This is a genomic window from Bacillus sp. FSL L8-0167 (genome assembly GCF_038630295.1).
Taxonomy (GTDB): Bacteria; Bacillota; Bacilli; order Bacillales; family Bacillaceae; genus Bacillus; species Bacillus safensis.
On sequence record NZ_CP152027.1, the window covers coordinates 946,324 to 972,600 of the forward strand.

24 protein-coding genes are annotated in these 26,277 nt (G+C 40.7%); 12 read left to right on the forward strand and 12 right to left on the reverse strand.

All coding sequences use genetic code 11. From position 1 onward, the window contains the following. The first annotated feature begins 136 nt into the window (after positions 1 to 136). Positions 137 to 1,894 carry an ABC transporter transmembrane domain-containing protein gene (locus tag MHB66_RS04760; RefSeq protein WP_034282232.1) on the forward strand — a complete coding sequence of 586 codons (1,758 nt, stop codon included), beginning with the start codon at positions 137 to 139 and terminating at the stop codon, positions 1,892 to 1,894. After that, positions 1,891 to 3,906: an ABC transporter ATP-binding protein gene (locus MHB66_RS04765; RefSeq protein ID WP_046310402.1), complete on the forward strand. Its 2,016-nt coding sequence runs from the start codon at positions 1,891 to 1,893 to the stop codon at positions 3,904 to 3,906. Before MHB66_RS04760 ends, MHB66_RS04765 begins: the two co-directional genes overlap by 4 nt. A 117-nt stretch (positions 3,907 to 4,023) precedes the next feature. On the opposite strand, the gene MHB66_RS04770 is transcribed toward MHB66_RS04765, so the two are convergent. The 7 genes from MHB66_RS04770 to MHB66_RS04800 form a co-directional block, all read right to left on the reverse strand. Beyond that, the gene (locus MHB66_RS04770) at positions 4,024 to 4,641 is read right to left on the reverse strand and encodes an NAD(P)H-binding protein (RefSeq protein WP_034282230.1); all 618 of its coding nucleotides are present in this window, start codon (positions 4,639 to 4,641) and stop codon (positions 4,024 to 4,026) included. 285 nt (positions 4,642 to 4,926) lie between these two features. Beyond that, positions 4,927 to 5,130 (reverse strand): alpha/beta-type small acid-soluble spore protein, encoded by a 204-nt coding sequence (locus MHB66_RS04775; RefSeq protein WP_024425744.1) that lies wholly within the window; start codon positions 5,128 to 5,130, stop codon positions 4,927 to 4,929. Positions 5,131 to 5,366: 236 nt separating this feature from the next. Beyond that, positions 5,367 to 6,473: a sn-glycerol-3-phosphate ABC transporter ATP-binding protein UgpC gene (gene ugpC, locus MHB66_RS04780; RefSeq protein ID WP_046310404.1), complete on the reverse strand. Its 1,107-nt coding sequence runs from the start codon at positions 6,471 to 6,473 to the stop codon at positions 5,367 to 5,369. Between the two features lie 143 nt (positions 6,474 to 6,616). Further along, positions 6,617 to 7,492 carry a helix-turn-helix domain-containing protein gene (locus MHB66_RS04785; RefSeq protein ID WP_046310406.1) on the reverse strand — a complete coding sequence of 292 codons (876 nt, stop codon included), beginning with the start codon at positions 7,490 to 7,492 and terminating at the stop codon, positions 6,617 to 6,619. A 20-nt stretch (positions 7,493 to 7,512) separates the two neighbouring features. Next, positions 7,513 to 7,722, reverse strand: a complete 210-nt coding sequence (locus MHB66_RS04790; RefSeq protein ID WP_003211787.1) for a YheE family protein — start codon at positions 7,720 to 7,722, stop codon at positions 7,513 to 7,515. A gap of 152 nt (positions 7,723 to 7,874) precedes the next feature. Continuing rightward, positions 7,875 to 9,233 (reverse strand): YheC/YheD family protein, encoded by a 1,359-nt coding sequence (locus MHB66_RS04795; protein ID WP_046310410.1) that lies wholly within the window; start codon positions 9,231 to 9,233, stop codon positions 7,875 to 7,877. Further along, positions 9,190 to 10,302 carry a YheC/YheD family protein gene (locus MHB66_RS04800; RefSeq protein WP_046310412.1) on the reverse strand — a complete coding sequence of 371 codons (1,113 nt, stop codon included), beginning with the start codon at positions 10,300 to 10,302 and terminating at the stop codon, positions 9,190 to 9,192. The genes MHB66_RS04795 and MHB66_RS04800 overlap by 44 nt, the downstream gene beginning before the upstream one ends. Positions 10,303 to 10,517: 215 nt before the next feature. Here MHB66_RS04800 and MHB66_RS04805 point away from each other — a divergent pair, with 215 nt between their 5' ends. The 5 genes from MHB66_RS04805 (at position 10,518) to MHB66_RS04825 (ending at position 16,410) form a co-directional block, all read left to right on the forward strand. Then, complete coding sequence (locus MHB66_RS04805) at positions 10,518 to 11,651, forward strand: DUF445 family protein (RefSeq protein ID WP_024426577.1); 1,134 nt, start codon at positions 10,518 to 10,520, stop codon at positions 11,649 to 11,651. A gap of 121 nt (positions 11,652 to 11,772) precedes the next feature. After that, positions 11,773 to 12,129 carry a YlbF family regulator gene (locus MHB66_RS04810; RefSeq protein WP_024425750.1) on the forward strand — a complete coding sequence of 119 codons (357 nt, stop codon included), beginning with the start codon at positions 11,773 to 11,775 and terminating at the stop codon, positions 12,127 to 12,129. Positions 12,130 to 12,580: 451 nt separating this feature from the next. Next, the gene (locus MHB66_RS04815) at positions 12,581 to 13,447 is read left to right on the forward strand and encodes a Cof-type HAD-IIB family hydrolase (RefSeq protein ID WP_039177545.1); all 867 of its coding nucleotides are present in this window, start codon (positions 12,581 to 12,583) and stop codon (positions 13,445 to 13,447) included. Between the two features lie 113 nt (positions 13,448 to 13,560). Then, positions 13,561 to 15,060: a coproporphyrinogen III oxidase gene (locus tag MHB66_RS04820; RefSeq protein ID WP_046310416.1), complete on the forward strand. Its 1,500-nt coding sequence runs from the start codon at positions 13,561 to 13,563 to the stop codon at positions 15,058 to 15,060. 75 nt (positions 15,061 to 15,135) lie between these two features. After that, the gene (locus tag MHB66_RS04825) at positions 15,136 to 16,410 is read left to right on the forward strand and encodes a SidA/IucD/PvdA family monooxygenase (RefSeq protein ID WP_046310418.1); all 1,275 of its coding nucleotides are present in this window, start codon (positions 15,136 to 15,138) and stop codon (positions 16,408 to 16,410) included. 37 nt (positions 16,411 to 16,447) lie between these two features. On the opposite strand, the gene MHB66_RS04830 is transcribed toward MHB66_RS04825, so the two are convergent. From MHB66_RS04830 to MHB66_RS04840, 3 genes are all read right to left on the reverse strand, one after another. Then, complete coding sequence (locus MHB66_RS04830; RefSeq protein WP_034282218.1) at positions 16,448 to 17,671, reverse strand: cation:proton antiporter; 1,224 nt, start codon at positions 17,669 to 17,671, stop codon at positions 16,448 to 16,450. A 3-nt stretch (positions 17,672 to 17,674) separates the two neighbouring features. Then, positions 17,675 to 18,172, reverse strand: a complete 498-nt coding sequence (locus tag MHB66_RS04835; protein ID WP_024425442.1) for a cation:proton antiporter regulatory subunit — start codon at positions 18,170 to 18,172, stop codon at positions 17,675 to 17,677. Positions 18,173 to 18,236: 64 nt separating this feature from the next. Beyond that, on the reverse strand, positions 18,237 to 18,563 hold the full coding sequence (locus MHB66_RS04840; RefSeq protein WP_235362175.1) for a potassium:proton antiporter: 327 nt from the start codon (positions 18,561 to 18,563) through the stop codon (positions 18,237 to 18,239). A 181-nt stretch (positions 18,564 to 18,744) separates the two neighbouring features. Here MHB66_RS04840 and MHB66_RS04845 point away from each other — a divergent pair, with 181 nt between their 5' ends. Continuing rightward, entirely contained in the window at positions 18,745 to 19,518 is a 774-nt protein-coding gene (locus tag MHB66_RS04845) for an enoyl-CoA hydratase (protein WP_051627350.1), read from the forward strand. A 31-nt stretch (positions 19,519 to 19,549) separates the two neighbouring features. Here the strand turns inward: MHB66_RS04845 and MHB66_RS04850 are convergent, their stop codons facing one another. Continuing rightward, a complete protein-coding gene (locus MHB66_RS04850) occupies positions 19,550 to 19,738 on the reverse strand; it encodes a YhzD family protein (protein WP_041117003.1) in 189 nt (62 codons plus the stop codon). Between the two features lie 171 nt (positions 19,739 to 19,909). Between MHB66_RS04850 and MHB66_RS04855 the strand changes: the two genes are divergently transcribed. The 4 genes from MHB66_RS04855 (at position 19,910) to MHB66_RS04870 (ending at position 25,285) form a co-directional block, all read left to right on the forward strand. After that, positions 19,910 to 21,124, forward strand: coding sequence for a DNA repair exonuclease (locus tag MHB66_RS04855; RefSeq protein WP_046310423.1), 1,215 nt, complete (start codon positions 19,910 to 19,912; stop codon positions 21,122 to 21,124). A 16-nt stretch (positions 21,125 to 21,140) separates the two neighbouring features. Continuing rightward, on the forward strand, positions 21,141 to 23,927 hold the full coding sequence (locus tag MHB66_RS04860) for an AAA family ATPase (protein ID WP_046310425.1): 2,787 nt from the start codon (positions 21,141 to 21,143) through the stop codon (positions 23,925 to 23,927). Positions 23,928 to 23,989: 62 nt separating this feature from the next. Continuing rightward, positions 23,990 to 24,937 (forward strand): 3'-5' exoribonuclease YhaM, encoded by a 948-nt coding sequence (yhaM, locus tag MHB66_RS04865; protein WP_024425447.1) that lies wholly within the window; start codon positions 23,990 to 23,992, stop codon positions 24,935 to 24,937. A gap of 117 nt (positions 24,938 to 25,054) precedes the next feature. Then, positions 25,055 to 25,285 (forward strand): sporulation YhaL family protein, encoded by a 231-nt coding sequence (locus MHB66_RS04870; RefSeq protein ID WP_046312195.1) that lies wholly within the window; start codon positions 25,055 to 25,057, stop codon positions 25,283 to 25,285. A gap of 53 nt (positions 25,286 to 25,338) precedes the next feature. Here the strand turns inward: MHB66_RS04870 and MHB66_RS04875 are convergent, their stop codons facing one another. Then, positions 25,339 to 26,223, reverse strand: a complete 885-nt coding sequence (locus MHB66_RS04875; RefSeq protein WP_046310427.1) for a peptidylprolyl isomerase — start codon at positions 26,221 to 26,223, stop codon at positions 25,339 to 25,341. Between the last annotated feature and the right edge of the window lie 54 nt (positions 26,224 to 26,277).

The following is a 26,277-nucleotide window of genomic DNA, read 5'->3' on the forward strand; positions in this document are numbered from 1 at the left end:
ATCAACGAATAAATGAAGAGGAGTGAAAGCATGTGAACATGCCAAAATCAAGACAAATGACAAAAGCTCAAAAAACGAAACAAGGTGACTTGCAGGAAAATTTAGAAAGCGGCTAGCTTGAAAAGGAGAGACAAACATGTTTTCAGTATTTGCGAAATTAGGCTGGTTCTTTAAACAAGAGTGGAGGCGTTATACGATTGCTATTACGCTCCTGCTCATTGTGAATGTGCTTGAAATGCTGCCGCCAAGATACCTTGGCCAGGCAGTTGATGACATTCGTTCTGGTCAATTTACAACATCCAGTATTGTGTTTTATGTGACCATTTTTTGCTTACTAGGTGTCGTCGTCTATACACTTACATATTTTTGGATGTATCAGTTATTTGGCGGCGCAAATGTCATGGAGCGTGTGATGCGCGGGAAACTGATGCGCCACTTGCTTAAGATGACGCCTACCTTTTATGAAAAGAAAAAAACAGGCAACTTAATGGCATTAGGTACAAACGACTTGAATGCTGTGGCCTTAACAACAGGCTTTGGCGTTCTGACCTTGGTTGATTCCACTGCTTATATGCTGATGATCTTCTTTACGATGGGGCTGACGATTAGCTGGAAATTAACCTTAATGGCGATTATTCCTATGCCGCTGATGGCGCTCTTGATTGCGTTTTATGGAAGCAAAATCCATGAGCGCTTTACAGTCGCTCAAGATGCATTTGGTGATATGAACGATCGCGTTCTTGAATCAGTGGCAGGTGTCCGGGTCATTCGCTCTTTTGTGCAGGAGAAACAAGATGTCGAACGCTTTCGAGAAATGACAGATGATGTATTTCAAAAAAACATGCGAGTGGCGATCATTGATTCTTTGTTTGAGCCGACAGTGAAATTACTTGTGGGGATCAGCTACTTAATCGGAATCGGCTACGGAGCATACCTCGTGTTCCAAAGTGATTTAACCATTGGGGAGCTTGTTGCATTTAACGTCTATCTTGGCATGATGATCTGGCCAATGTTTGCGATCGGCGAATTGATTAATATTATGCAAAGAGGAAATGCGTCGTTAGACCGGTTAAATCATACACTCAGCTACAAGCCGGACGTAACAGATGCTGCTCAGCCGAAAACGTTACAAGAGCCTGGAGATATTGAGTTCGATCATGTGACATTCAGGTATCCAACTTCATCTAAAGATAATCTCATTGATGTGTCCTTTACTGTACGAAAAGGGCAGACGATTGGGATTACAGGCAAAACGGGAAGCGGCAAAACGACCATTGTCAAACAGCTTTTGCGCCAGTACCCGGCAGGTGATGGGCAAATCTTGCTATCAGGTGTTCCAATCCAAGACATTGAATTAGATCAGTTATTTCAATGGATTGGATACGTACCGCAGGATCATATACTTTTCTCAAAAAGCGTGGAACAGAATATGCGCTTTGGTCATCGTGACGCGAAACAAGATGAGTTAGCACAAGCAATCAAAGATGCTTATTTTGAAAAGGATTTACGCCTTTTGCCAGAGGGTCTGGAAACCATGGTTGGGGAAAAAGGTGTGGCGCTGTCAGGCGGACAAAAACAGCGAATATCCATTGCACGTGCTTTATTAATTGATCCAGACATTTTAATTCTGGATGACTCATTATCTGCGGTAGATGCAAAAACAGAAACCGCTATTTTAGAAAATCTAAGACAAAACCGTCATGGCAAAACGACGTTTATTACAACTCATCGCCTATCAGCTGTTGAACATGCGGATCTCATTCTTGTCATGGAAGAGGGACGCATTGTCCAAAAGGGCACACACAACGAGCTCATCCAGCAGGATGGGTGGTACAAGGAACAATTTTTGCGTCAGCAGCTGACAAATCAGCTGGAAGGAGGGGATGAGGCATGACAACAGGAAGAAGACTCCTTGCCTACGCACTCCTATATAAGAAAGTATTGTCTGTTGCCTTAATCTTTCTAATGATTGCAGTTGGTGCTGAGCTGACAGGGCCGTTTATTGGGAAGAAAATGATTGATGATCATATTTTAGGTGTAGAAAAACCGTATGTCGAGGTCAATGAAAAGACAGACAAAACCGTTTATTACCAGGGAAATAACTATATACGAAGCGATCGATTAAATAATGGAATGGATTCTGGAAAGCAAATCAATGTAGTGCAAGTCGGGTTCGGTTACTATTTTGTGAATGAGCCGATTCGTTTTGATGGAAACAGAAAAATAGCGGGAGATCAGCTCACCATTGATAATGGGAACGAGCGTGAAACCTATGAGGTAAAGCGTTTATCAAAAGAGGAGATTTTCGCTTTTTATCAGCCAGAAATCAGTGGTTTGGTGCAGCTTGTTCTATTTTATCTAGGACTGCTCATCGTTGCGATTTTCTTTCAGTATGGGCAGCATTATTTGCTCCAGAGGATTGCAAATCGAATTATTCAAAAAATGAGGGTAGACGTATTTGAGCACATCCAAACACTGCCGATCCGATATTTTGATAATTTACCGGCTGGAAAGGTTGTCGCGAGAATCACAAATGACACGGAAACCATTCGTGATTTATATGTAACAGTCCTTGCTAATTTCGTGACGAGTGCCATTTACATGATTGGGATTTACATTGCCATGTTTTTGTTAAATGTAAAGCTGGCACTCATTTGTTTGGTCGCAGTACCGATTATTTTCCTATGGTCGATGACTTACAGAAAGTTTGCATCAGTGTACAATCACCGCATTCGTTCGATCATCAGTGAAATCAATGCCAAGCTAAATGAAGCCATTCAAGGGATGACAATCATTCAAGCGTTTCGTCATGAAAAAGCGACGCAAGAGGAATTTGATGAGCTGAACAACAATCACTTTCGATATCAGCGAAAGATGTTGCATTTAAATTCACTTCTTTCACATAATTTGGTTAACCTGCTGCGAAATTTAGCATATGTGGCACTCATTTGGTATTTTGGCGGTGCTTCGTTAAGTGCGACAGGCATTGTGTCCATTGGTGTGCTCTATGCGTTTGTTGATTATTTAAATCGATTGTTTCAGCCGATTACAGGCATTGTGAATCAATTCTCTAGGTTAGAATTAGCAAGGGTTTCATCGGAGAGGGTTTTCCGATTACTAGATGAACCAGGAACAGAAGTGGAAGAGCCTGTTCAGAAGAAGCTGGAGGGACACGTTCAGTTCAAAGATGTCACCTTTGCTTATAATGAAGGGAAAAATGTCTTAAAGAACATTACGTTTGAAGCAAAGAAAGGTCAAACGGTTGCACTTGTGGGGCATACTGGTTCTGGGAAAAGCTCGATCATGAACTTGCTGCTGCGTTTTTATGACATTCAGCAAGGAGACATTCTCATAGATGGCGAAAGCATTTATGATCAGTCGCGCCAAACGCTGCGTAAACAAATGGGCATTGTGCTGCAAGACCCGTATTTATTTTCTGGAACAATTGCTTCCAATGTAAGCTTAGGAAATGAAGACATCAAAAGAGAAACCATTGAATCTTCATTAAAGCAAGTAGGCGCAGCAGAGTTATTGAAGCACCTGCCAGAAGGTTTTGATGAACCAGTCGTTGAAAAGGGAAGCACCCTTTCCTCAGGGGAACGTCAGTTGATTTCATTTGCGCGCGCATTGGCGTACGATCCAGCGATATTAATTTTAGATGAAGCCACAGCCAACATTGATACAGAAACAGAAGCGATCATTCAACGGGCACTTGATGTAGTCAAAGAAGGACGGACGACTTTTGTGATTGCTCACCGATTATCCACTATTAAGAAAGCCGATATGATCTTGGTGTTAGAAAAAGGTGAAATCGTCGAGCGTGGCAGTCATGAACAACTCATGCAGCAAGAAGGGCTGTATGCACAAATGTATGAACTGCAAAAAGGTGCTGTTGCCAACAGCTGATGAATAGTAGAAAAAAGAGCCTCTTCCAATTGAATGAGGCTCTTTTCCTTTGCATAAAAAAGTCGGAGATTCTGTTCTCGACTTTTATTGATTATATTGTTTGGACAGGCTGCATCATCAATAAGCGATGCCGACGCGTTGATGTACAAACTCCTTCGAATTTAACTGCTGATATAAAAAGTGTGCGGTATCTTCAACTGAAATTTTCTTTCCATCTATAGGGAGAAAATCTTTCTCATAGCGATATGACCGTGTCACTTCTCCATCTGGTAAATAGGTTGGACAAATAATGGTCCAATCTAGATCAGTCGATTGAAGGATTTCAAACGCTTTCGCATGCTCTTTAGCTGCTCGGGAAGTGGTCCGTCTTGATTCATTTGTTTCAAAACGATAGAGCTCCGGCTGCTTTCTTGCTTTTAAAATACCTGCTGTACCAATTGTAATAATTCTAGATGTATTTGTTTGCTTCATGGCTTGTACGATATGCTCCATTGAAACAGATAATGTATCGTCACCATCTGTTGATAGACAGCTCACAACAATATCTGCTCCTTTGATTGTCTCAAGCACATCTTCCCGATTTCTTGAATTGCCGGTGACTTGAAACATACCCGCAAGCATTTCTTCTCGGTTTGTTCGAATCAATGAACGAACCATGTAACGATCATCTACTTGAACGAAACGAAGAAATGCTTGTCCTACACGTCCATGAGCACCGAAAAGAGCTATTTTCATCTGTTCGATCCCTCCACTACATACTATAAGTGAAAAGGGCACAAAATGGTACAACTTTTATGTGATGCTTTTTTTATATAAATGAAAGGACCGAATACTATGAGCATATTCACATAATAGAGAGATACCTACAAATTGTAAAAGTTCAAAGTTCATACCAGAAATAATGTCCATGAAGATCCGCTCCTTTCTACTACATGATATGAGCTGAAAGGAGTTTGGTGAGGGATAAAAACAAAAAAAGAAGACACCATAAGAGGTGCCTTCTATGATCCAAATATGAAATTAAGCTTTTGTTCCGCCAAGATTTTGTTGAGCGAAAGACACAAGACGTTTTGTAATTTCTCCACCAACTGAACCGTTAGCACGAGATGTTGTTTCTGCTCCAAGGTTTACACCAAATTCAGAAGCGATTTCGTATTTCATTTGATCGATCGCTTGCTCTGCTCCAGGAACTAGTAATTGGTTTGAACTATTAGAATTTGCCATGATGTGATTCTCCTTTTTGTATATGTTTTGTTTTTTTGGTTGGGTTTGCTGGAATCGCACCAGCGAAATGATCAAGTCATTTGCCACTTGGCGAAACCCAATGCCGTAACTGCTTTGTACTAAGTATTATGGTTATTTCCGAAAAAAACATACGAGAAAAGAACATGGTAAATGTTGTGTTAACATACAAAAAACCATCACCCAATGATGAGTGATGGCGCTGCTTATATATCTTCTTATTCTGCTGAGCGGATGCGCAGCTCCGTATCCGCATCAAAGAAATGGGCTTTGTTCATATTAATCGCAAGAGGGATAGACTGTCCGGCCTGTACATCGGTACGAGAATCAACACGTGCAATAAACGATTGATCATCGATAGAAGAATAAAGCATCGTTTCTGCTCCCATTAATTCAGCTACTTCTACATCAGCATTAATTTTTGTGCCTTCAGACGCCTCTATAAATACTGGTTCATCGTGAAAATCTTCTGGTCTGATGCCTAAAATGACATCCTTTCCAATATAGCCTTGGCTGCGTAATACTTTCATTTTTCCTTCTGGTACACGAATATGTGTTTTTCCAACCGCAATGGCACCGTCAGAGAGCTTTCCTGTGAAAAAGTTCATCGCAGGTGAGCCGATAAATCCACCTACAAACACATTCTCTGGGTTTTCATATACATCTTTCGGCGCTCCAACCTGTTGAATAAATCCATCTTTCATGACAACAAGGCGGGTTGCCATTGTCATGGCTTCAGTCTGATCATGTGTCACATAGATAAATGTCGTTTGCAGACGCTGATGAAGCTTAGAAATTTCAGCACGCATCTGAACACGGAGTTTTGCATCTAAATTAGAAAGCGGCTCATCCAAAAGAAAAACCTTTGCATCACGTACAATTGCTCTGCCAAGTGCAACACGCTGCCTTTGACCGCCAGACAGTGCTTTTGGTTTCCTGTCTAAATATTGCTCAAGCCCTAATATTTTAGCGGCATTTCGAACCCGCTCATCAATTTCTGCTTTCGGAAACTTCCGAAGCTTTAATCCAAAAGCCATATTATCGTACACATTCATATGAGGATATAATGCATAGTTTTGGAAAACCATTGCGATATCCCGGTCTTTCGGTGCTACATCATTCATCCGTTTTCCATCTAACAAAAAGTCTCCTTGTGATATTTCTTCTAGACCTGCAATCATGCGAAGGGTTGTTGATTTTCCGCAGCCTGATGGACCAACAAACACAATAAATTCTTTATCTTCTATATGTAGATTAAAGTTGTCTACTGCTGTTACCTTGTTATCGTACACTTTGTAAATTTGATTCAGCATCATTTCAGCCATTAGCTGTCAGCCTCCCCAGTCCCTCTTTTTTGAAAGCGCTTTACTAGTAAATAAAGTGTATAAAATGAGGAAGAGTCTGTAAATGGACAACGTGCACAACATCCTATTTTCATTTTTGGGCAGGGTGCTCATGTCTTCGTTCTTTATGAAAGATCGAGTAGAATCATCATCAAATAAGCAGCTGATGCTTCTGGAAAATGTCGTATATCTAGACCAGTGCGCTCAATAAATTTATCAATTCGATATTGAAGACTGTTTCTGTGAACATATAACGCTTTTGCTGCCTTGGATGCGTTTAAATTACATTGCATATAGGTCATGAGAGTGCGATAAACATCCCGGTCAAAGACCGCTTCTTTAAAAGCATCTGAAATAGCGTGAGAGAGTGCAGGTGCATCATAACAAATGAACGATGGCAGCCATTGATAAAATGTGGCAGCTCCTGATCTAAGCTTTTCTCGCTGCATATGGCATAAAAAGAGCTGTTGTTCATTTAATAACCTCATCTGTAAATGGTCATTAGGCAAATGCAGCTGTCCTTGCATAAAGACTGAGTCTGTTAAAAAATCACTTGTAATAGCCAGAGACAAATCATTTAACTGATCTAATTGACTGTTTTCTGATGTGGCGTTTGGTTGAATCAGCATAGCTGTTTCAGGGCCTGTCCATATGAAATGAGTATGTTCGAGGCTGTTATTCACAGCCTCTTTTATTTGCTGTCTTTGTTCTTCTTGATGGATCATTTGAAAATAATAAACACGGACGGGATGTTGGACAGTTAGTGGTTTGTTTTCAAAAAGATAGCTGAACCATTTTTGTTCATCCTCGGTCTGCGCTTTTTGAAATAGATCAATTGGTGTAAGAAAAGAGTTGAGAAGAAGTGTTTCTCTTTCTGAAAGCTCCGATTTGTTTACTCCAAATATTTCACCTTCGTCTGTTTGATACCAAAGAATATGTTTGTCATGAGTAGGTGTGCTGATGATATGGTTTCCGTAAACAAGTTTTAATTTTTCTAACATGGCGGGGCTCCTTAAACAGTTTAATCATAGACATGGAACAGCATTAATTCGTGGATTTCTTCTTTTAAAGTTGGTTCTACTTCATGGGGCGGAAGCTGAGAGCCCCATTCAATGTCACCTGTTTTGTGGTAGATGCCTTCATAGTGCGCACCATTGTGGAAAAAGGATATTTTCCAGCCTGGCAATTGTGCTTTTTTAAAAAGGGGTTTCCATTGAAAATGAGAAATCATATCATCATTGCCTCCTTGCTTTTATTGATGAAACAATAAATAAACACGACAACACGGAAACAACCTTGAACTTGATTTTATTGTATCTCATCTCATGAAAAGAGCATAGAAAAAGCATAAATTTAAGTGTACGACAAATGACAAAAATACAGTCAGTAGACGTTTGCGTGATCTGAAGTTGTGAGTGCCGTTTTTGAAAGGTAAGATGCGTAATCCATGATACTTTTCCCAATCATCCATTCTGATTTTTTCAAAGAGACATGCTGGAAAATCTCTCGGCCAGGGCGAGAATTAGCTTCGAACATCCAAATTGCACCTGTTTGATCAATGCCTAAGTCAAAACCGATTTCACCGATATGCCCGGACATTTTTTTATCTATCACCTGGCTGAGCATGATGGCAGTATGAGAAAGCTGCTGTAAAATCTGCAAACGTTTCTTTTCTTCTGGAAAGACAGCATAAAGTGTTTTCACCGTTCCCCCGTGTAACTGGTGAGTCGTGATGTTATGATCTCCAGAAACCTTTGCTGCTGCTGCTGTGACTATCCAATCACCTTCTTTATTTTTATTCGTATGAACTCTGAAATCCATCGGTTGATTGTCTATTTGAAGAAGCTCAATGCCTTGTTGTGCAATAAATTCATGAATTGCATGATCTTTTCGCAGCTTTTGAACAAACTGATCTATTGAATCATATGGAATAGACCTTCCCGAATTTGAGTATACAGTGATTCCGTGATTTTCCTTCTTTAACTGATAAATACCGTCTCCATGACTTCCGTTTGTCGGTTTTAAGTATATAATTTGATGCAGGTGGAGAAGTGTTTCAATTTTAATTAGAGCGTCCACGGGATCTAATTGTACAGAATGTGGGAGTAAGGACCATGTTTTTTCATCTGTTAATAGCTGTTCATGAATCTCCCATTTATTAAAAAAGTAAGGATTGAACCAAGGGATATCATAGTCTTGAGTGAGTTTTCGCTTCGTTTCTTGTATGAGTGCCGACTGAGCAGCTTTTCTATTTGGAAGCCGGTCATAAATGACTGACGGAAGGGGAAGCTGTTTTTTAACCCATGAATCTTGCTGGTACAACAGTCCTTCTACAATTCCTTTTTCCCAATCAATCGAATGTGACCCAAAAAGATAGGCAAAACCAGGATGCTGCCTGAAAGAGTGCAGCAGTTTGATAAAAAATTCTGATCTCGTTCCCAATGGCTGTGTACTTTGCTCAAAACCCGCAGTGAAAATGCCCATCAACGGCCCTATAAAAAGTGTATGGTCAATGATGATCACATCAGCTTTTGATTGGTAAGGAATCAGTAATCCTCTGTATAGATCTTCAGATAATAAAATTTTATTTGGATGCAGATGATAGGAAATGTTGAAGCCATCTACTAAACGGGACCCTAGAGCAAGAGAATAGATGGCATCTTTCTGTTTATAATGGACGGGAAGATGAATTGTTTTTTCACTTGTGAGGTGTGGGGCGATGATGCAGCGATTTCTGTTCATAAGAAACCTCCTTCGGTTGAGACTTTATCGTTTGCGCATGTTCAAGAATGGTACGAATCAATTGGTGTTCCTTCTCAGGGTAAGCTTTTAAAAAAGCGGACCGCCCTGGCTTTGATCTGATATTTGATATGAAAAGTCTGCCTTCATTTGAATGAAGTAAGTCTACTGCGAATTCAAAGCAAGGAGAGTAAGTTTTATCTATATAAGCTGGGATTGATGCCTGAATGGATGCAATATCATCTAAAAGGAGTTCCTTGATGTGTGGCTGCAATGTATTTAGATAGTGTTCAAAGCCTATCACAGGAGCTGATTTTTGTGTATGACTTAAAAGACTATTTTCTGCAGGTGATTTTGTGTGAATTCCCATGCGTTTCCATTGATTTTGTGAATCTTTCATAAGGAAAATCTTGATTTCATTGAATAAAATTTCTTTTTGATCATTCGTGTTGAAAAATTGAAGGAAATACCGGCCTGCATATTTTTTGCACCAGCGCTCCAGCTCTGACGTACGAGAAAATGTAATGGTTTGATTGGAACTTAGCTGAACGGTAAATGTTGATTTGCCATCAAAGGAAATGAAGTAAGTAGATGCTGCATGCTGATGGGAGAGAGGCTGCATTCTACAATAACCGCCAGCCCCGCATTCCCTTACCATATTGATCAGGTCTGAGGGCTCTTTTAATATAAAGCAGCCAGGTAAATATGGCTGTAAAGCAGAGCGGAGACGGAGCTGCTCAAATAGCACCATTTTATTTGAAATGCCGGTATTCAAAAAATCCGTTTTTGGATATTTTTTTAGCCATTCCATGATGGGTTTTGCTTTTTTAGATTGTGCGTCATGCCGGTAAAGACATCGGTCATAAATCAAGTCGGGAATCGGAAATTGTGCGCCTACAAACCCTTGGCCATTCGTATATGTTTGGCCTTGTATCAAATTTGAAGCCGGCTTTAAATCAAATGGTGTAAAACGAACAACCACTAAACGATAAGAAGAGGCAGCTTTGGCGAGCTGCCGTGTGAATGCCTCTTCATACTGCGGAGAAAGGCTCGCAATACCTAATGTTGTCATTAAAAAACACCTTCTTTTCAACTTCTTTTTTTTACCATCACAAAAACATTTTTTTATGATTTTACATAAAGCTTACGCTCCTTTATCATTACGACAGATCGCTTGATCATATGTCTCGCTGCATGCTTCATTTGCTTGGGAACTTGACAACAACTATAATACGTATAGATCAAAACAATAAACCTCGGGTGTTGTTTGAAAGGTAGATGACGACTTTGAATATATTCACAACGTTTATCTTTATGATTGTTATCGGCGCAGTCATAGGAGCAGCGACAAACCATCTTGCAATTAAAATGCTTTTTCGGCCTTATAAGCCATATTACTTATTCGGAAAACAGCTTCCATTTACACCAGGGCTTATCCCTAAAAGAAGAGACGAAGTAGCCAAGCAGGTTGGTGTCATGGTTATGGAGCATTTGCTCACGCCAGAAGGTATTCAAAAGCGATTTGAATCATCGGAGGCAAAGCAGGAGATCCTGCGTACAGTCCATCAATATATTGACAAAGGCGCAAATATGGAGATCACCGTATTCTCCCTGCTAGAAAAATTCGGCGTTTCACAGGCTGATGTCAAAGCAGATAGATGGCTCCATCAGTGGTCTGACCAGAAGCTCGCTTCATTGCTTGAAACATATAACGAGCAAACTTTATCTGAATTGCTCCCGGTAGAAGTGGAAACCAAAATATCATCAAAAATTCCAGATGCAGCAGATTATATTTTAAAGAGAGGCATTCATTATTTTGAAAGTGATGAAGGCAAAGCCAGGCTTGGCAATATGATTGATGATTTCTTAAAAGAACGGGGAATGCTTGGCAGTATGGTCCAAATGTTTCTAGGGAATTCAAGCTTAATTGACCGTGTGCATCCAGAAATTATCAAGTTCTTAAGAAATGCAGAAACAAAAAGATTTTTATCAGATTTGCTTGTTCAAGAATGGGACAAGGTGAAGCTATTTTCTCTTCATGAGCTTGATGAAAAATGGAATGTGAAGGAACTTATTTTTAGTGTGAAAAATCAATTGCTTTCTCATTTCTCTACAAAGCTGATATTAGACAAACCAGTTGGAACATATGTCAGTGCTGTAGCGGATGACCTTAAAACACATTTTGCGCCAGTGTTGATTGATAAGGGGATCGAAGCGGCTTCAAATGCTTTAGAGAGTCTGCTTGCAAAGCTGCAATTTGAAGATATCATTCGTGAACAAATTGAACTTTTCCCGCTTGAAAAAATGGAAGAGCTTGTAGTCAGCATCTCTAATAAGGAGCTGAAGATGATAACATTTCTAGGCGGTCTTTTAGGCGGGATGATTGGTGCTATCCAGGCTGTTTTTGTGGCGCTATTCTAAGAGAAGCTATAGAAATTTTAATGAATTCATTGTATATATGTGAAACGAAAGCCATAGTTTGTTATAGTGGAGTGGTGTCCGCCGATCATATCGGTGATAACGGATAGAAAGGAGACATAACATGTCTGTAAATCTTTATGATGTTGCATATGACCTTGAAAAAGCATTGCGTCATAGCGAAGAATATTCAACTTTAAGAAATCTTTATGATGAGGTAAACGCCGATGAGTCCTCTAAAAGAATGTTTGAGAACTTCCGTGACATTCAAGTAAACCTTCAACAAAAACAAATGACTGGTCAAGAGATCACACAAGAAGAAGTGGAGCAAGCTCAAAAAACAGTTGCTCTTGTTCAGCAGCACGATAAAATCTCTCAGTTGATGGAAGCAGAACAACGTGTGAGTGTTCTTATCGGTGAATTAAATAAAATTATCATGAAGCCACTTGAAGAGCTTTATGGGAATCCAGAAGAAAACTAATGGAAAGGGCGATGTCATTCGCCCTTTTTTGTTTTATCTTTTCTCCTCAATATCTTTTAAAAAAAGGTTGTCGAAGCACATAAATTCTGCGATAATACTTATATTGAAAGTGCTTTCAAAAGGCGCTCTCAAGGGACAATTGGGTGCGTTTCACTTGGGATTTATGGCGGTGAGCCAAACGAGAGAGAAGCGCTTCTGGGAGAAACGCAAAGCATCATAAGGGGATCTGATATAAGCAATGCTTTGGTGTGTAAATGATAAGGGGATCATGGGGAGCTTCATCACTCCATTGTAACGCATCCAAACCATACATAAAAAAAAGCCTAGGGGTAGGCTTTTTTTATTTATCCATCTATTCATAACCTGGGGCTCTTTCAACTGCATGTTCTAAAGCACCAAGCTAGGGCATATCCTCATCGTAAGTACAGTCATCAAGAAGGGGGATGCCTCAGTGTCAAAAAAACTACTTGCACTCAATATAGATGGGACGTTACTTCGTTCCAATGGTAAAATCCATTCTGCTACAAAAGAAGCTGTGGAATATGTAAAGAAAAAAGGGGTTTACGTGACGATTGTCACCAACCGGCATTTTCGTTCCGCTCAAAAAATTGCCAAGGCGTTGAAGATTCCAACATCAACCCTTGTGACGCATAGTGGTGCATTTATCGCCGATAAACTCGATGAACCGCTTCATGTGAAAAAATTAACGGAAGAAAAGACATTTAATCTTGTGCAAATCCTTGAAAGCTTCGATTGTAATGTCCGCTTGCTGCATGAAAAATTCTCGATCGGCAACCGGAAAAAAACGCAGTCTCAGCTGATGGGAAAGACGCTTATTCATCCGTCTGATCCAATTTTCTATCCCGTTCAATTTGTTGAATCGTTAAGTGATATGCTGATGGATGAACCAGTCAGTACTCCAGTGATTGAAGTATATTCGACTGCGGAGCTTCAGCCTGAGATTCACAGGACCATTCAACAAGCATTCCCATCTGTTGATCTTATTAGGATCAGTGATGAGAAAATGAATATTGTATGCAAAGGGGTTTCGAAGGAAGCGGGACTTTCTCTTTTAACCTCTGCACTCGGTTTTACTTTAGAAGATACAGTCGTCATTGGTCATGGAACAGATGACATTCCAATGCTTGAATTGGCTGGTTTAGGTGTTGCTATGGGAAATGCCCCCAATGATGTCAAACGTAAAGCCGATTGGGTGACGCGCTCGCATGATGAACAGGGTGTGGCTTATATGATCAAGGAATACTTTAGAATGCAGCAAAGAGAAGGATTTTTACATCAATTCGATATTAAGAGATAATACAGTGAAGGCCCTGTCAATCAAGAAATGACAGGGCCTTTGTCTGTTCCCTTCATTGCTTTTCCTACATGAATTTTGTAAAATGAAACAAGTTTGAAGATAAAGGTGATATGATGCGAATTTTAATTAAAGGGCTGTCAGATGAACGATTTCATCGCCCGCTTGTCAATATAGCCAATTTATTTGAAGAAGATAGTGAAGTGATGTTTGATCCAAGTGAATTGGATGATGGTTTGGTCATGGTATTTAACTGGAAGGAAGAAAATGGCATGGTGGAAGCATCTGGTCATATCGATGGATCAGACATCACCAGTCGTTTTTCGCGGGATGTCCCAGAGAGCTTGAACGATAAGGAGCGCTGGAAACAAATCAAAAACACAGTGCTGTCTGTTTATTTACACTTGCTTCAGGAGCACACAGGAATGACACAAAAGTGGGGCATTCTCACAGGAATACGTCCTACGAAATTGCTTCATAAGATGCTGAGAGAAGGCATGTCAAAGGAAGATGCACATGCGGCATTAAAGCGTGATTACTTGATTCATGATGAAAAAATCAATTTGATGCAGGAGATTGTCGATCGTCAGCTTCAAGCCATTCCAGATCTGTATGACCTTCAGCAGGAAGTGAGTATTTATATTGGTATTCCTTTCTGCCCCACAAAATGTGCTTATTGCACGTTCCCTGCTTACGCCATTAAAGGACAAGCTGGCAGAGTGGGAACGTTTTTGTTTGGTCTGCATTATGAAATGCAAAAAATGGGCGCATGGCTAAAAGAACACGGGATCAAAGTGACGACCGTTTACTTTGGCGGAGGCACGCCAACGAGCATTACAGCGGAAGAAATGGATTTGCTGTATGAAGAAATGTACCGCTCGTTCCCAGATGTGAAGCATATACGGGAAGTGACTGTCGAAGCAGGGCGTCCTGATACGATTTCGCCTGATAAGCTAGAGGTGCTAAACCGCTACAATATTGACCGGATTAGCATTAACCCGCAATCGTATGAGAATGAAACACTAAAGGCTATTGGCCGGCATCATAGTGTCGAAGAAACGATTGAAAAGTATCACTTATCAAGACAGTACGGCATGAATAATATCAATATGGACTTAATCATTGGATTGCCGGGAGAAGGGCTCAAAGAATTTCAGCACTCCTTGCAGCAGACTGAAGAGCTCAAGCCTGAATCTTTAACCGTGCATACACTCTCCTTTAAAAGAGCATCTGAAATGACGCGCAATAAGGAGAAATATCAAGTAGCCGACCGAGAAGAAATCACACGTATGATGGATGAAGCGATCACTTGGACGAAAGCACATCATTATCACCCATATTATTTATATAGACAAAAAAATATTTTGGGGAATCTTGAAAATGTCGGGTATTCATTAGATGGACAGGAAAGTTTGTATAATATTATTATCATGGAAGAAGTACAGACAATCATTGGCATTGGATGCGGTGCAGCAAGTAAATTCATTGATCCACGATCAGGAAAAATTACGCAGTATGCCAATCCAAAAGATCCAAAATCGTATAATGACCGCTATGAACACTATACAGAAGAGAAAATTCAATTCCTTGAATCATTATTTGTTTCTCACGTTTAAACACTGCGATGACGCAGTGTTTTTTTCATTTGTAAAAGGGTATATAAGTGATAAAAAGTTAAAGCAGGTGTACATATGATAGATGTGATCGGAATTGGGATTGGGCCCGCAAATTTAGGGTTGGCCGCTTTGTTAGAGGAGTATGAGGATGTCTCATGCTGTTTTTTTGAACAAGAGTCTGAGTTTGCCTGGCATCCTGGTATGCTGATCAAAGGAACGGATTTGCAAGTTTCCTTTTTAGCAGACCTTGTCACAATGGCGAATCCAAGGAGCAGGTATACATTTTTAAATTATTTACATGAAGCAAATAGACTTCACCGGTTCTATACATTTGAACAGTTTGATATCCCGCGGAGAGAATTCAATGAGTATTTATCATGGGTGGCAGGAGAATTAGACAGCTGTCAGTTCGGGATGAAGGTAGAAGAAGTGACGGACTGCCAAGAAGGCTACCTTGTGAAAGTCAGACGGCTGAACGATGGATCGCTTTCTGAATATCGTGCAAAGCATGTCGTGTTAGGCACAGGAAGCAAACCAATGATTCCAGTCGATGTGCCTGAAGCAGCATACCCATATGTGACCCATAGCAGCCGTTATTTAGATCAGCAGAAAGCACTTCATGAAGCTGAGTCGGTGGCGGTAATCGGCTCAGGGCAGAGTGCAGCTGAAATTTTCTTAGACCTGCTTCAGCATCAAAAGAAAGGACAGCAGCTTTCATGGTTTACGCGTTCTAGTGAATTTAGAGAGCTGGAGACGGCAGAACTTGGCCAAGAGCTTTTTACACCAAAGTATGTCGAGTATTTTCATTCGCTTCCTTATGAAGAACGTATGAACACATTGCCCAGGCTGACAGGATTAAGAAATGGCATCGATGCATCAACGCTTTCGCGCATTTATCAGGAGTTGTATCATCGCTCCGTTTCAGGTGAAGAGCCATCTGTGCTCATTCAGCCAATGACCGAGCTTGAAGCGATTCAAAGAGGAGAGCATCAGCCTTTGGAGCTGCATCTCAAGCAGTGGCAGCTGAAGAAAGAAAAAAGCATAACTGTAGATCACGCTGTATTGGCTACAGGATACACACCGAATATTCCTGAATGGTTTAGCGCATTTGAACCTTTGATTGAATGGGAAAGTGATGAGCATTTTAAAGTGACAGACGACTTCAGGCTTGTGTTCAAAGACAAGCGTTCAAATCATTTCTTTACATTCACGAATCTTGATCATTCTCATGGAACAGCGGCGACCAATTTGAAACTATCGATTTACCGCAACCAGAAAGTCATTCGAACCATTCGCGGTGTCGAGGAAGCGCCAGTCAAACAAGAAACTGCATTTCAGCAATTTGAATAAGACATAAAAAAGGGCCCAAGCATAGGGCCCTTTTTCATTAGATCGTCGTTTCTTTTTTTACTTTTGGTTTTTCAGGTTTCCATTTGAAGATTTTGTTTAGGATTTGATAGATTTTTTTAGATTCTTTCGTTACGAGCGGTCCTAAGATCGCAAGGATTAAGACATACAATGCAGCAAAGGGCTTCAAAGTAGCGGCAAGTCCGCCGGCGATGCCAAGCTCGGCAACAATGATTGAAAACTCTCCTCTCGATACGATGGTTAATCCAATATTAGAAGAGGCTTTATGAGAAAATCCAGCTCTCCGTCCAGCGAACATTCCGGCAGTGAAGTTCCCAATTAAGGTAAGAATCACAGCGCCGATCGCAAGCCAGAAGGCATCACCCAATGTAAACGGATCGATACTGAGACCAAAGCTGAAAAAGAACATCGCTCCAAAGAAATCTCTAAACGGAACCACGAGATGCTCGATGCGGTCTGAGTGCTCTGTTTCTGAGAAAACAAGACCAAGTAAGAGAGCTCCAATAGCCTCTGCTACATGAATTGTTTCTGAAAAGCCAGCGACAAAGAACAAAGCGGCAAAAATCACAATGATGAACACTTCGTTCGAACGGATATCAAACAACTTATTTAATAGTTTTGGCAGCTTCCGCGCAATGATAAAGAAAAGCATCATATAACCAAAAGCGATTAAAATCGATAATAAGGCACCGCCAACAGTAGTGGCATCTCCAAGGACAAGACCTGATACGACGGATAAATAAACGGCAAGGAAAATATCCTCAAACATAATAATCCCTAGAATTAACTCTGTTTCAGGATTCGCCGTTCGTTTCAAATCGACAAGGACCTTGGCCACAATGGCACTTGATGAAATGGTGATCACCCCTGCCATAATGAGAACCTCAAGGAATCCAAACCCTGTGATAAAACCGTAGAGCAGTCCTAAGCTGAAGTTGATCAAAATATAAATAGATCCGCCGACTGCAATAGATTTACCCGATTTAATGAGTTTTCCGACAGAGAACTCAAGCCCAAGATAGAAAAGAAGGAACAGGACGCCCATTCTGCCAAAAAACGAAATAATCTCCGTGCTTTCGATAAATTTCAAATCAATGATCCCGATAGTTGGAGCATGCGGCCCAACAATCATTCCGAGGACAATGAGAAAAGGGATGATAGAAAATTTAATTTTATTGGCGATTAAGCTGGCGATGGCGATAAGAATTAGCGCCGTCCCAACTTCAAAGACTAAATGATCCATTCATCACTCTCCCCCTCTAGAAAGAAAATCACGTACCAATCGCTTCAAGTGTTTTCTTTCGCCCGAAATGACCATCGTATCATTTGCTTGAATAATCGAATCGGCACCAGGGTTGAGTAATTTTTCATTTGTATGTTTAATGATCGCAATCACGGTGACTTCATAATTTTGTCTCACATCTAAATCACCGAGTGTATGTCCAACCGCTTTTGCACCTTTTTCCACTTTAAACCATTCAATGATCAAGTCGTTGAAGGCCATTTCAATGGTTTCTAGTGCCTGCGGTTTATACACCATACCGCCGATAATAGCAGCGATTTGCCGGGATTCAGCATCATCGAGTGAAATGGTAGACAGCACTTCATCTGGATCATCATCGTCAAAACGATAAATTTCCCGTCTGCCATCATCATGAATCACAATCGTCATCTTTTCTCTATTTCTCGTTTCAATTTCAAATTTCTTTCCGATCCCAGGAAGATCATTTTCTTTAATGTTCATTTTATCCCTCCGAATTTGATAGGCTGTGTTTTTCAAATAGTAAATGCGGATGAAATAAAATGAATCAGTAGAGGTAATTAGATTGATACATAACGGGGATCGCACACTTCATTTCCAAAAAACATAGATCAATGGACAATGCAGCTGATGGGGCAGGCTTTGGCAGAAAAGTCTTGGCATCCGCCCTTGATAATCTGTCCTTCAACAGAATGGATGAAGCATGTTTTTTTGAAAACGAAGGTGTCTTCACAGCATTGATTTCTTCATCATAAATGGATGGAGAAATCAGGCTAGGTATACTCGCTTCTGCCTGTGAAGCAAAAACGACATTTGAAAAAGGAGAAAACATGACGATGAAGCTAACCAATATCATGATGGAACATCTGATCAATCATCCTCCTCCTTTCAAATTTATTTTCTTTCTTTTTTTACTATATAAAAATATATTTCTTGTTTCAATCATTATGCTTATTTTAGTATCAATTGATCTTGAAATTTTTTATTTAGAGAAAAAGGTTTTACATGATGGAAATGGAAGTAAGTGATGAGCTTTTAAAAGAAGAGGGGGATGGATGATGACATATATCAATTGTCAGTTAGACGGGGATGTTTTTGAAATCGTTTTCAATAGGCCTGAAGCTTATAATTCTTTTCATGTGGACATGTTTGCTGAATTCAAAGAAGCATGTGATGCAGCGGAGGAAAGCAGTGCAAAAGTCGTTGTCATCAAGGGAGCAGGAAAAGGATTCTCAGCAGGCGGAGATATTGGGATGATGCTCAAGCAGGAAAGCGAAGAAGATTTCCATCGTGTGATGGATTTGATCGAGGGAATTACACTTTCTCTAGCTAGTATGAAAAAAGTGACGATTGCGCTTGTTCACGGGTCAGCAGCAGGCCTCGCTTTTAGCTTTGCCCTAAGCTGTGACTACTTGTTTATGCATCAGGATGCAAAACTCGCCATGAATTTTAATGGAGTAGGATTAATTCCAGATGGCGGGGGGCATTTTTTCCTCACAAAAAGAGTGAGTGAGCAAACCGCTAAACAATTGATTTGGAGCGGACAAAAGCTGCCGGCTGAAGAAGCGTTAAAGCTGCGCCTTGCAGACGGGGTGTTTCAGGATGAGGTCGATACGTACCAAAAAGTGTGTGTGAAGCCATTTATGAACATGCCGCTTCAAGCCTTTATCGAAACAAAGATGATCTATTTCCAGCAGTCAGAATCAAAGCTCTTAGCAGTTCTTCAAAAAGAGAGAGCAGCACAGGCAAGACTGAGAAAAAGTCATGATCACAAGGAAGGTATACAGGCCTTTTTAGAAAAAAGACGTCCTGTCTTTCAAAAAGCATAAATGAACATGAGGCCGGCGGAAGCCGGCTTTTTTAACGTTCAAATAAAAGCAGCTTCCCTGCTTGATCAACGAGTCGATGAGAATGCTTTGTGTATTGCTGTTCCATTAAGCGATGACGTCCTAATTCCTTTGCCTTCTCGTCACTATCCGCTGTGATTTTTTCATTTAATAAAGTCTCACCCGACCGGTCAAATACGGTTAAAAAGTATGTCTTCTCCATTCCTCATCTTCCTTTCCTCTGTTTTTAATGTAATTAAACATGGAATAAGACAAAACCTCTTTTTTAGCCCTTAAAAATGTGTTTTTTAGATTGAGAGTGATAGAACGTGCATTCGTAAAAATGGCATGATAAAATATGGACAATGACAGTATCGGACAAGGAGATAGACGTTTGACTAAGCTCACCTTTATTCATGCCGCAGATTTACATTTAGACAGTCCATTTGCAGGAATGTCGACTATACCTAGTTCTATATTTAAGCGGCTCAAAGAAAGTACATTTCAAAGTGCTAAGAACATCTTTGATCTCGCCGTTGCGCGGGAGGTAGACTTTGTGCTGCTGAGCGGTGATTTATTTGATGAATCCAATCGCAGCTTAAAAGCACAGCTGTTTTTAAGAAATCAGTTTGTAAGACTGCAAACGCACGGGATTGAAGTCTTTATTATTTATGGGAATCATGATCATTTAGGCGGTGAATGGACACCGATTGAGTGGCCCGAGAATGTACATGTCTTTTCGAGCAGTACACCAAGTGAGCACTCCTATTATCGAGGGGATCAGCTTGTCGCGAGTATTTATGGGTTTAGCTACAAAGAGCGGGCTGTCTATGAAAATATGACATCTCATTATGTCAAAACAACAGATGCTGCCTATCACATTGCGATGCTTCACGGCACATTAGCCGGACAAGAAGGACATGATGCATATGCCCCATTTCAGCTGCAGCAGCTCATAGCGCGGGATTTCGATTATTGGGCGCTTGGACATATACATAAAAGAGCCCTTTTGCATGAAGACCCATATATAATTTACCCTGGTAACGTGCAGGGCAGACATATAAAAGAAACGGGAGAAAAAGGCTGTTACTTGATTCACCTCTCCGAAGATTCACGGGCAGCGGATTTTATCAGCTGTGCAGATATCATCTTTGAGAAACTGGCAATAGACATCACAGAAACAACTCATATGACGGATCTTGTCACACTTGTGGAAGGCAAAATCAATGAGCTGAAAGAGGAAGGCGTTCCTCATTTTGTGAGAATTGAATTGACAGGTGATGCGCCTTCTTACTTTGAGCACACGCAGCTTGAGGTCCTCGAAGAGCTGATGACTGTTTTTCATGAGCAGGAGGAAGATGAAGATGTGTTTGTTTGGGTGATGTCAATTGATTGCCGAACAAACGAGGATGTGATTGATCCAGAAGATTCCTTTTTGAAGGAACTAACGGCAGAAATTGCACAGTTTGAGTCATATGAAGAGCTGCTTTCACCGATCAAGCGTCACCCAACCTACAGGAAGTCAGGAAAAGTGCTCACAAAAGAGGATGAAGTGGATATAAAAGAAGAGGCACAAAGGCTGCTGACGGAACAGCTGAAGCAATTATGAGAAAAGGAGAGGTATGATGAAAATACGTTCACTCCATATAGCGAATTTCGGGAAATTTTCAAATCGAACCTTTCACTTTTCTGATGACGGTTTTCAGCTAGTTTACGGCCTGAATGAATCGGGGAAAACGACATTGAAGGCGTTTATTGAGTCGATGTTATTTGGTTTTTCAAAAAACAAGATATACAAGCCGAAACAAGGATCTTTCTATGGCGGCTCCCTCACTTGCTTAGATGAGGAGTTAGGTGTCATTCACATTGAGAGATCGTCCGATCGAGGCGGTCAAACGCAGGTGTTTTTACCGAATGGTGAAGTGAAAGATGAAGCATTTCTACGAACTCTTTTAAAGGGAACAGATCGCAGATTATTCCAATCAATCTATTCATTTGATGTGTTTGGACTGCAAAATGTCCAAGCCTTAAACGAAGATCAAATCGGTGAATTTCTCCTTTTCTCAAGTTTATTTGGCTCAGATGCTGCCTCCAAGATGGATAGCAGGCTGCTTAAGCAGCAGGAGCAGCTGTTTAAACCAAATGGACGCAAGCCGGAATTAAACCAGCAGCTTGATCGTTTAAAAGAGCTGGCTGCCCAGCTGAAACAAGCTAGATTGGCAGAAGGCCGTTATACAGAAAAAAAACGGGAGCATTCTGAATTAATAGAGACGATCGCAGCGCTTCAAAAGGAAATGAAGCAGACAGAAGAACAGATTCAGCAGTTAAACGAACACATTCGACTTTATCCCATGATAGAGAAGAAGATGGAGTTAAAAAAAGAATTAGCCCGTTATCCAGAACGAGTCAAACGCTTTAGAGCAGAAACAGAGCATGAATTAGATAAATTAGAATCACACCTTCACCCGAAAAAGGCTCAAATGACTGCACTAAAGCAAAAATTAGATCATTTGCAAACCTCGCTGGCACAAGTTCAGCTGCTTCATGACAAGGATACATTACTGGAGATGAAGCGTGTCGTTGATGAATCTTCTCATGCTGAACGTGTCAAAAACCGCTTAGCAGAATGTAAAGCAGAACGTGATTCATTGAAACAAAAAATGGACGAAGCCGCAGCGAAGCTAAAGTGGCAGCGTTCAGTCAAGCTTGAGCAGATTGACGACTCCCTTGAATTTGAGTGGGAATTAAAGGAGGCTGTCAGCCACTACGTTCGTTTAATGGACAGAAAGGCACAGCTGGATGACCGGTTTGATCATGCAAGACATGAGCTGGAAGAAGCGGAAACCGCTTTAAAAGGATTAAAGGAACAGCAGGCCAAATCGCATAGTACAGTGGAAACTGGGGAAACAAGAGCAAAAGAGAAACAGGTTCATTCCCGGGCGTGGTTATTTCCTGTGATGGTGATATTTGATGCTGCATTTCTGCTTGTCCTTTTCTTTTTAACAGAGTGGTGGGTTACTTTCTTATTTGCAGGGTTTTCTATTTTTGTCTTCTTTGCTATTTACCCATTTTTGAAATCGACACAGGTGAAACAGGGAAGCGGCGGGGGAACATTCGATTCCTTCCAAGTACAGGAAGCTTCAGCTGAAACGCTTGTGAGGCAGAAGGAGCTTTTGTACGAAAGGATCATCCGGCAATATGAAGACTGGGAGCAGGAGCTGGAACCTGTCCAGCAGCAAGTAGAGGAAAAGAAAAGACAGCTGGGCTTGTCCTCAGAGCTTTCTTTCCTAGTAGAAGCCTTCCTTATCCTGAAGCAGTTAAAAACGAATACAGCGGGATATGAGGAGCTTAGCCGGGAAATAGACGAGCTTGCCGGCCAGCAGTCCAATTATGAGCAAAGGGTGGAAGCGTTAAGCAGTCTTCTGCAGCGAAAGGAAGGCACCATTCAAGAGAGCATCTCGGCCTTTCAAGAGATATTGAAAGATGAGGCGAAAAGAGAAAAAGAACGTCAGACATTGGATGTATCGATTCAACATGTGAAACAGCAGATCACGACACTGGAAGGGGAAATTGACTATTACGAAAAACAAATGGACGCGCTTTTTCGTCAAGTAGAGGCAGAGTCCAAAAAAGATTACCAAATTCTTTCCCATCTGTCGAAAGAATATCGGGAACGGCTTTCCCATTTGCAGCAGCTGAATCAAGAGCTGCATAGAAGCGGCTGCTTTGATGAGGAAGAATCGATTGTTCGTAAAGGATTGCGCCTTCTTGAAGAAGAGTGTGCGGAAGCAAAGCAGCACCTGAATAACATACAATCGAATGCGGCGAATATGGAAAAACGTCTGGCAGAACGAGCAGTGGAAATCCGGCAAATAGAAGCTTCAGGTACGGTGTCTGAGTTGACTCATCAGCTTTCAGCTGAGCAGGAGCATGCAAAACACCTTGCGAAAAAATGGGCGGCGATTCAGCTTGTCCGCTCCGTCATTCGAGAAAAATTGAATGAACATAAAGAAAAAAGGCTGCCAGCACTGCTGCAAACAGCTTCCCGCTTTATTCAGCCGTTAACGAATGATCGATATGAAGCCATTTTATTTTCACCCGAGGATGACCGGCTGATCGTGAAAAGGATGGATGGACGAATATTCCGACCAGAAGAGCTCTCGCAAGCAACATGTGAACAAGTCTATCTGGCCATTCGTTTTGCACTCGCCTTGTCTCATCAGCAGGAATGTCAGCTTCCGTTTATGATGGATGACAGCTTCGTTCATTTTGATCATGTTCGTCTAGGAAGAGTACTGGAGTTGATGAATGAACTCACGCGTTATGAAACACAGCTGTTTTATTTTACCTGTCATCAGCATATGATGCAGGCAGCTGAAGATGGACAGATTACGAGTTTAGCAGTTGAATGATTGACAAATAATGACTTATGTTATACTTATATGAGCAGAAACATGGAAGGAGCTTTTATTGAATGGCTAAAGGGATCATGACCTATGATGTCGGCGAACAAGTTGACCTGCATTTATTAATTAAATCATCTACTAAAGGAATTGCAAGTAATGGCAAACCATTTTTAACGCTCATTCTTCAAGATCAAAGTGGAGATATTGAGGCGAAACTATGGGATGCAAAGCAGAATGATGAAATCACCTATGGACCGCAAACCATCGTGAAGGTAGTAGGCGACATTCATCATTATCGCGGGAGGAATCAGCTGAAGCTTAGGAATATACGCCCTGTTGCTGAAAACGAGCAAATTCGAATTGATGACTTTCTCGAAACAGCTCCTATTCCAAAACACGATATGATGGATACGATTATGCAATATATCTTTGATATGAAAAACCCTAATATTCAGCGTGTTACAAGGCATTTGCTGAAGAAATATGGACAGGAATTTGCTGATTATCCAGCAGCGACAAAAAATCATCACGAATTTGTCTCTGGACTCGCCTACCACGTCGTGTCTATGCTGCATTTAGCAAAATCCATTGTTGACCTATATCCATCACTAGATCGAGATCTTTTATATTCAGGTATCATTCTTCATGATTTAGGGAAAGTCAAAGAGCTTTCGGGCCCAGTCTCCACGACATATACTGTGGAAGGGAATTTAATTGGCCACATTTCCATTATGGTGACAGAAATTGCGAAAGCTGCGGAAGAGCTTAGCATTGATTCAGAGGAAATTCTTATTTTACAGCACTTAGTCCTGAGTCATCATGGAAAAGGAGAATGGGGCAGCCCGAAACCACCAATGGTAAAAGAAGCTGAAATTCTCCACTATATTGATAATTTAGATGCGAAAATGAACATGATGGATCGTGCGCTTGAGCATGTGAAACCAGGAGAATATACAGAACGTATTTTTGCACTTGAGAATCGTTCGTTTTATAAACCAACCTTCCATCACGAATAATCATGTCAAAACGTCCGTTTATGCGGGCGTTTTTTTTCATAACTTGTCTTCTTTTCGCATAAGCATGTAACACAAAGGAAGAGAGGAATGTCCTTAAGAAAAGGAGGCGATGAAAAAATGTTGTTTTTTCCGTGGTGGGTGTATGCATGTATCATCGGCATTATTTTCTGTGCGTATAAATTAATGACAACAGCCAAAGAGGAGCAAGAGATGGATCAATCCTTTATTGAAAAGGAAGGAGAAATTTTTATCGAGCGAATGGAACAGGAAAGAGAGCGCAGACGTCAGGATCAGCAGGTGAAAAGATCGCAGGATACTGCGGCACATGAAGATCATTCGATTGCTTAATCTCGTCATACAAAAACCCCTCTGCACGATGACGGCAGAGGGGTTTTTTGTGATTACTGGCCTTGTTGAGGCTGCTGATTTTGTGCAGGCTGTTCAGATTTTTCTTTGAACGTTTTTTGAAGCTCTTTATCTTTTACTTTCACATCAGCATCTTTTACTAATTTGTTTAAGATGTTTTGGATTTCATTTGTGTCTGCTTGTTTTTGGTCAAGCAGTTCTTTTTTCAAGTCCGCTTTCATGTCATCATATTTACCGCGTTCTTCAGTCTTTTTAATGATATGGTAGCCGAATTGGGATTTTACTGGCTTGCTGATTTCATTTACTTTTAGTTTGAAAGCAGCTTTGCTGAAGTTCTCGTCCATTTGGCCTTCTTTTGCGAACCAGCCTACATCGCCGCCTTGTGCTGCTGAAGCAGTATCAGTTGTATATTCAGAGACAAGGGCATCCCATTTTTCACCTTTATCTAATTTCTTTTCCACTTCGTCAGCTGTTTTCTTATCAGCTACTAAAATGTGGCTTGCCCGGATTTTTCCTTTAAGGTCATCGTAATACGATTTTACTTCTTTATCAGTGATTTTGATGTTAGCTTTGGCAGCCTTTTGAGTCAGCAGCTCATATTTCACTTGATCTTTGATGTAATCTTTACCGAATTCATCTTGAAGCTGTTTTAAACGATCTTCACCAAGTGTCTTTTTATATTCTTCCAATTTCTTATCAATTTCTTTATCAGATACTTTGTATTTGTCAGCAAGAACCTTTTGTTGAACAAGTAGGTTTAAAGCATCTCCACCTGCTTGTTTCTTAAGAGTAGTATAAAGTTCTCCTTTTGTGACATCTCCTGATTTTGTTGTGGCGATCACATCTTTATCACCGCTACTGCATGCGCCAAGAGTTAAAACACTTACTGCTGTTACAGCTGCTAAAGCCATTTTTTTCATTCAAAAAACACTCCTAATCTTTCCAATTTATTTATCATTGCTTGTATCATAACA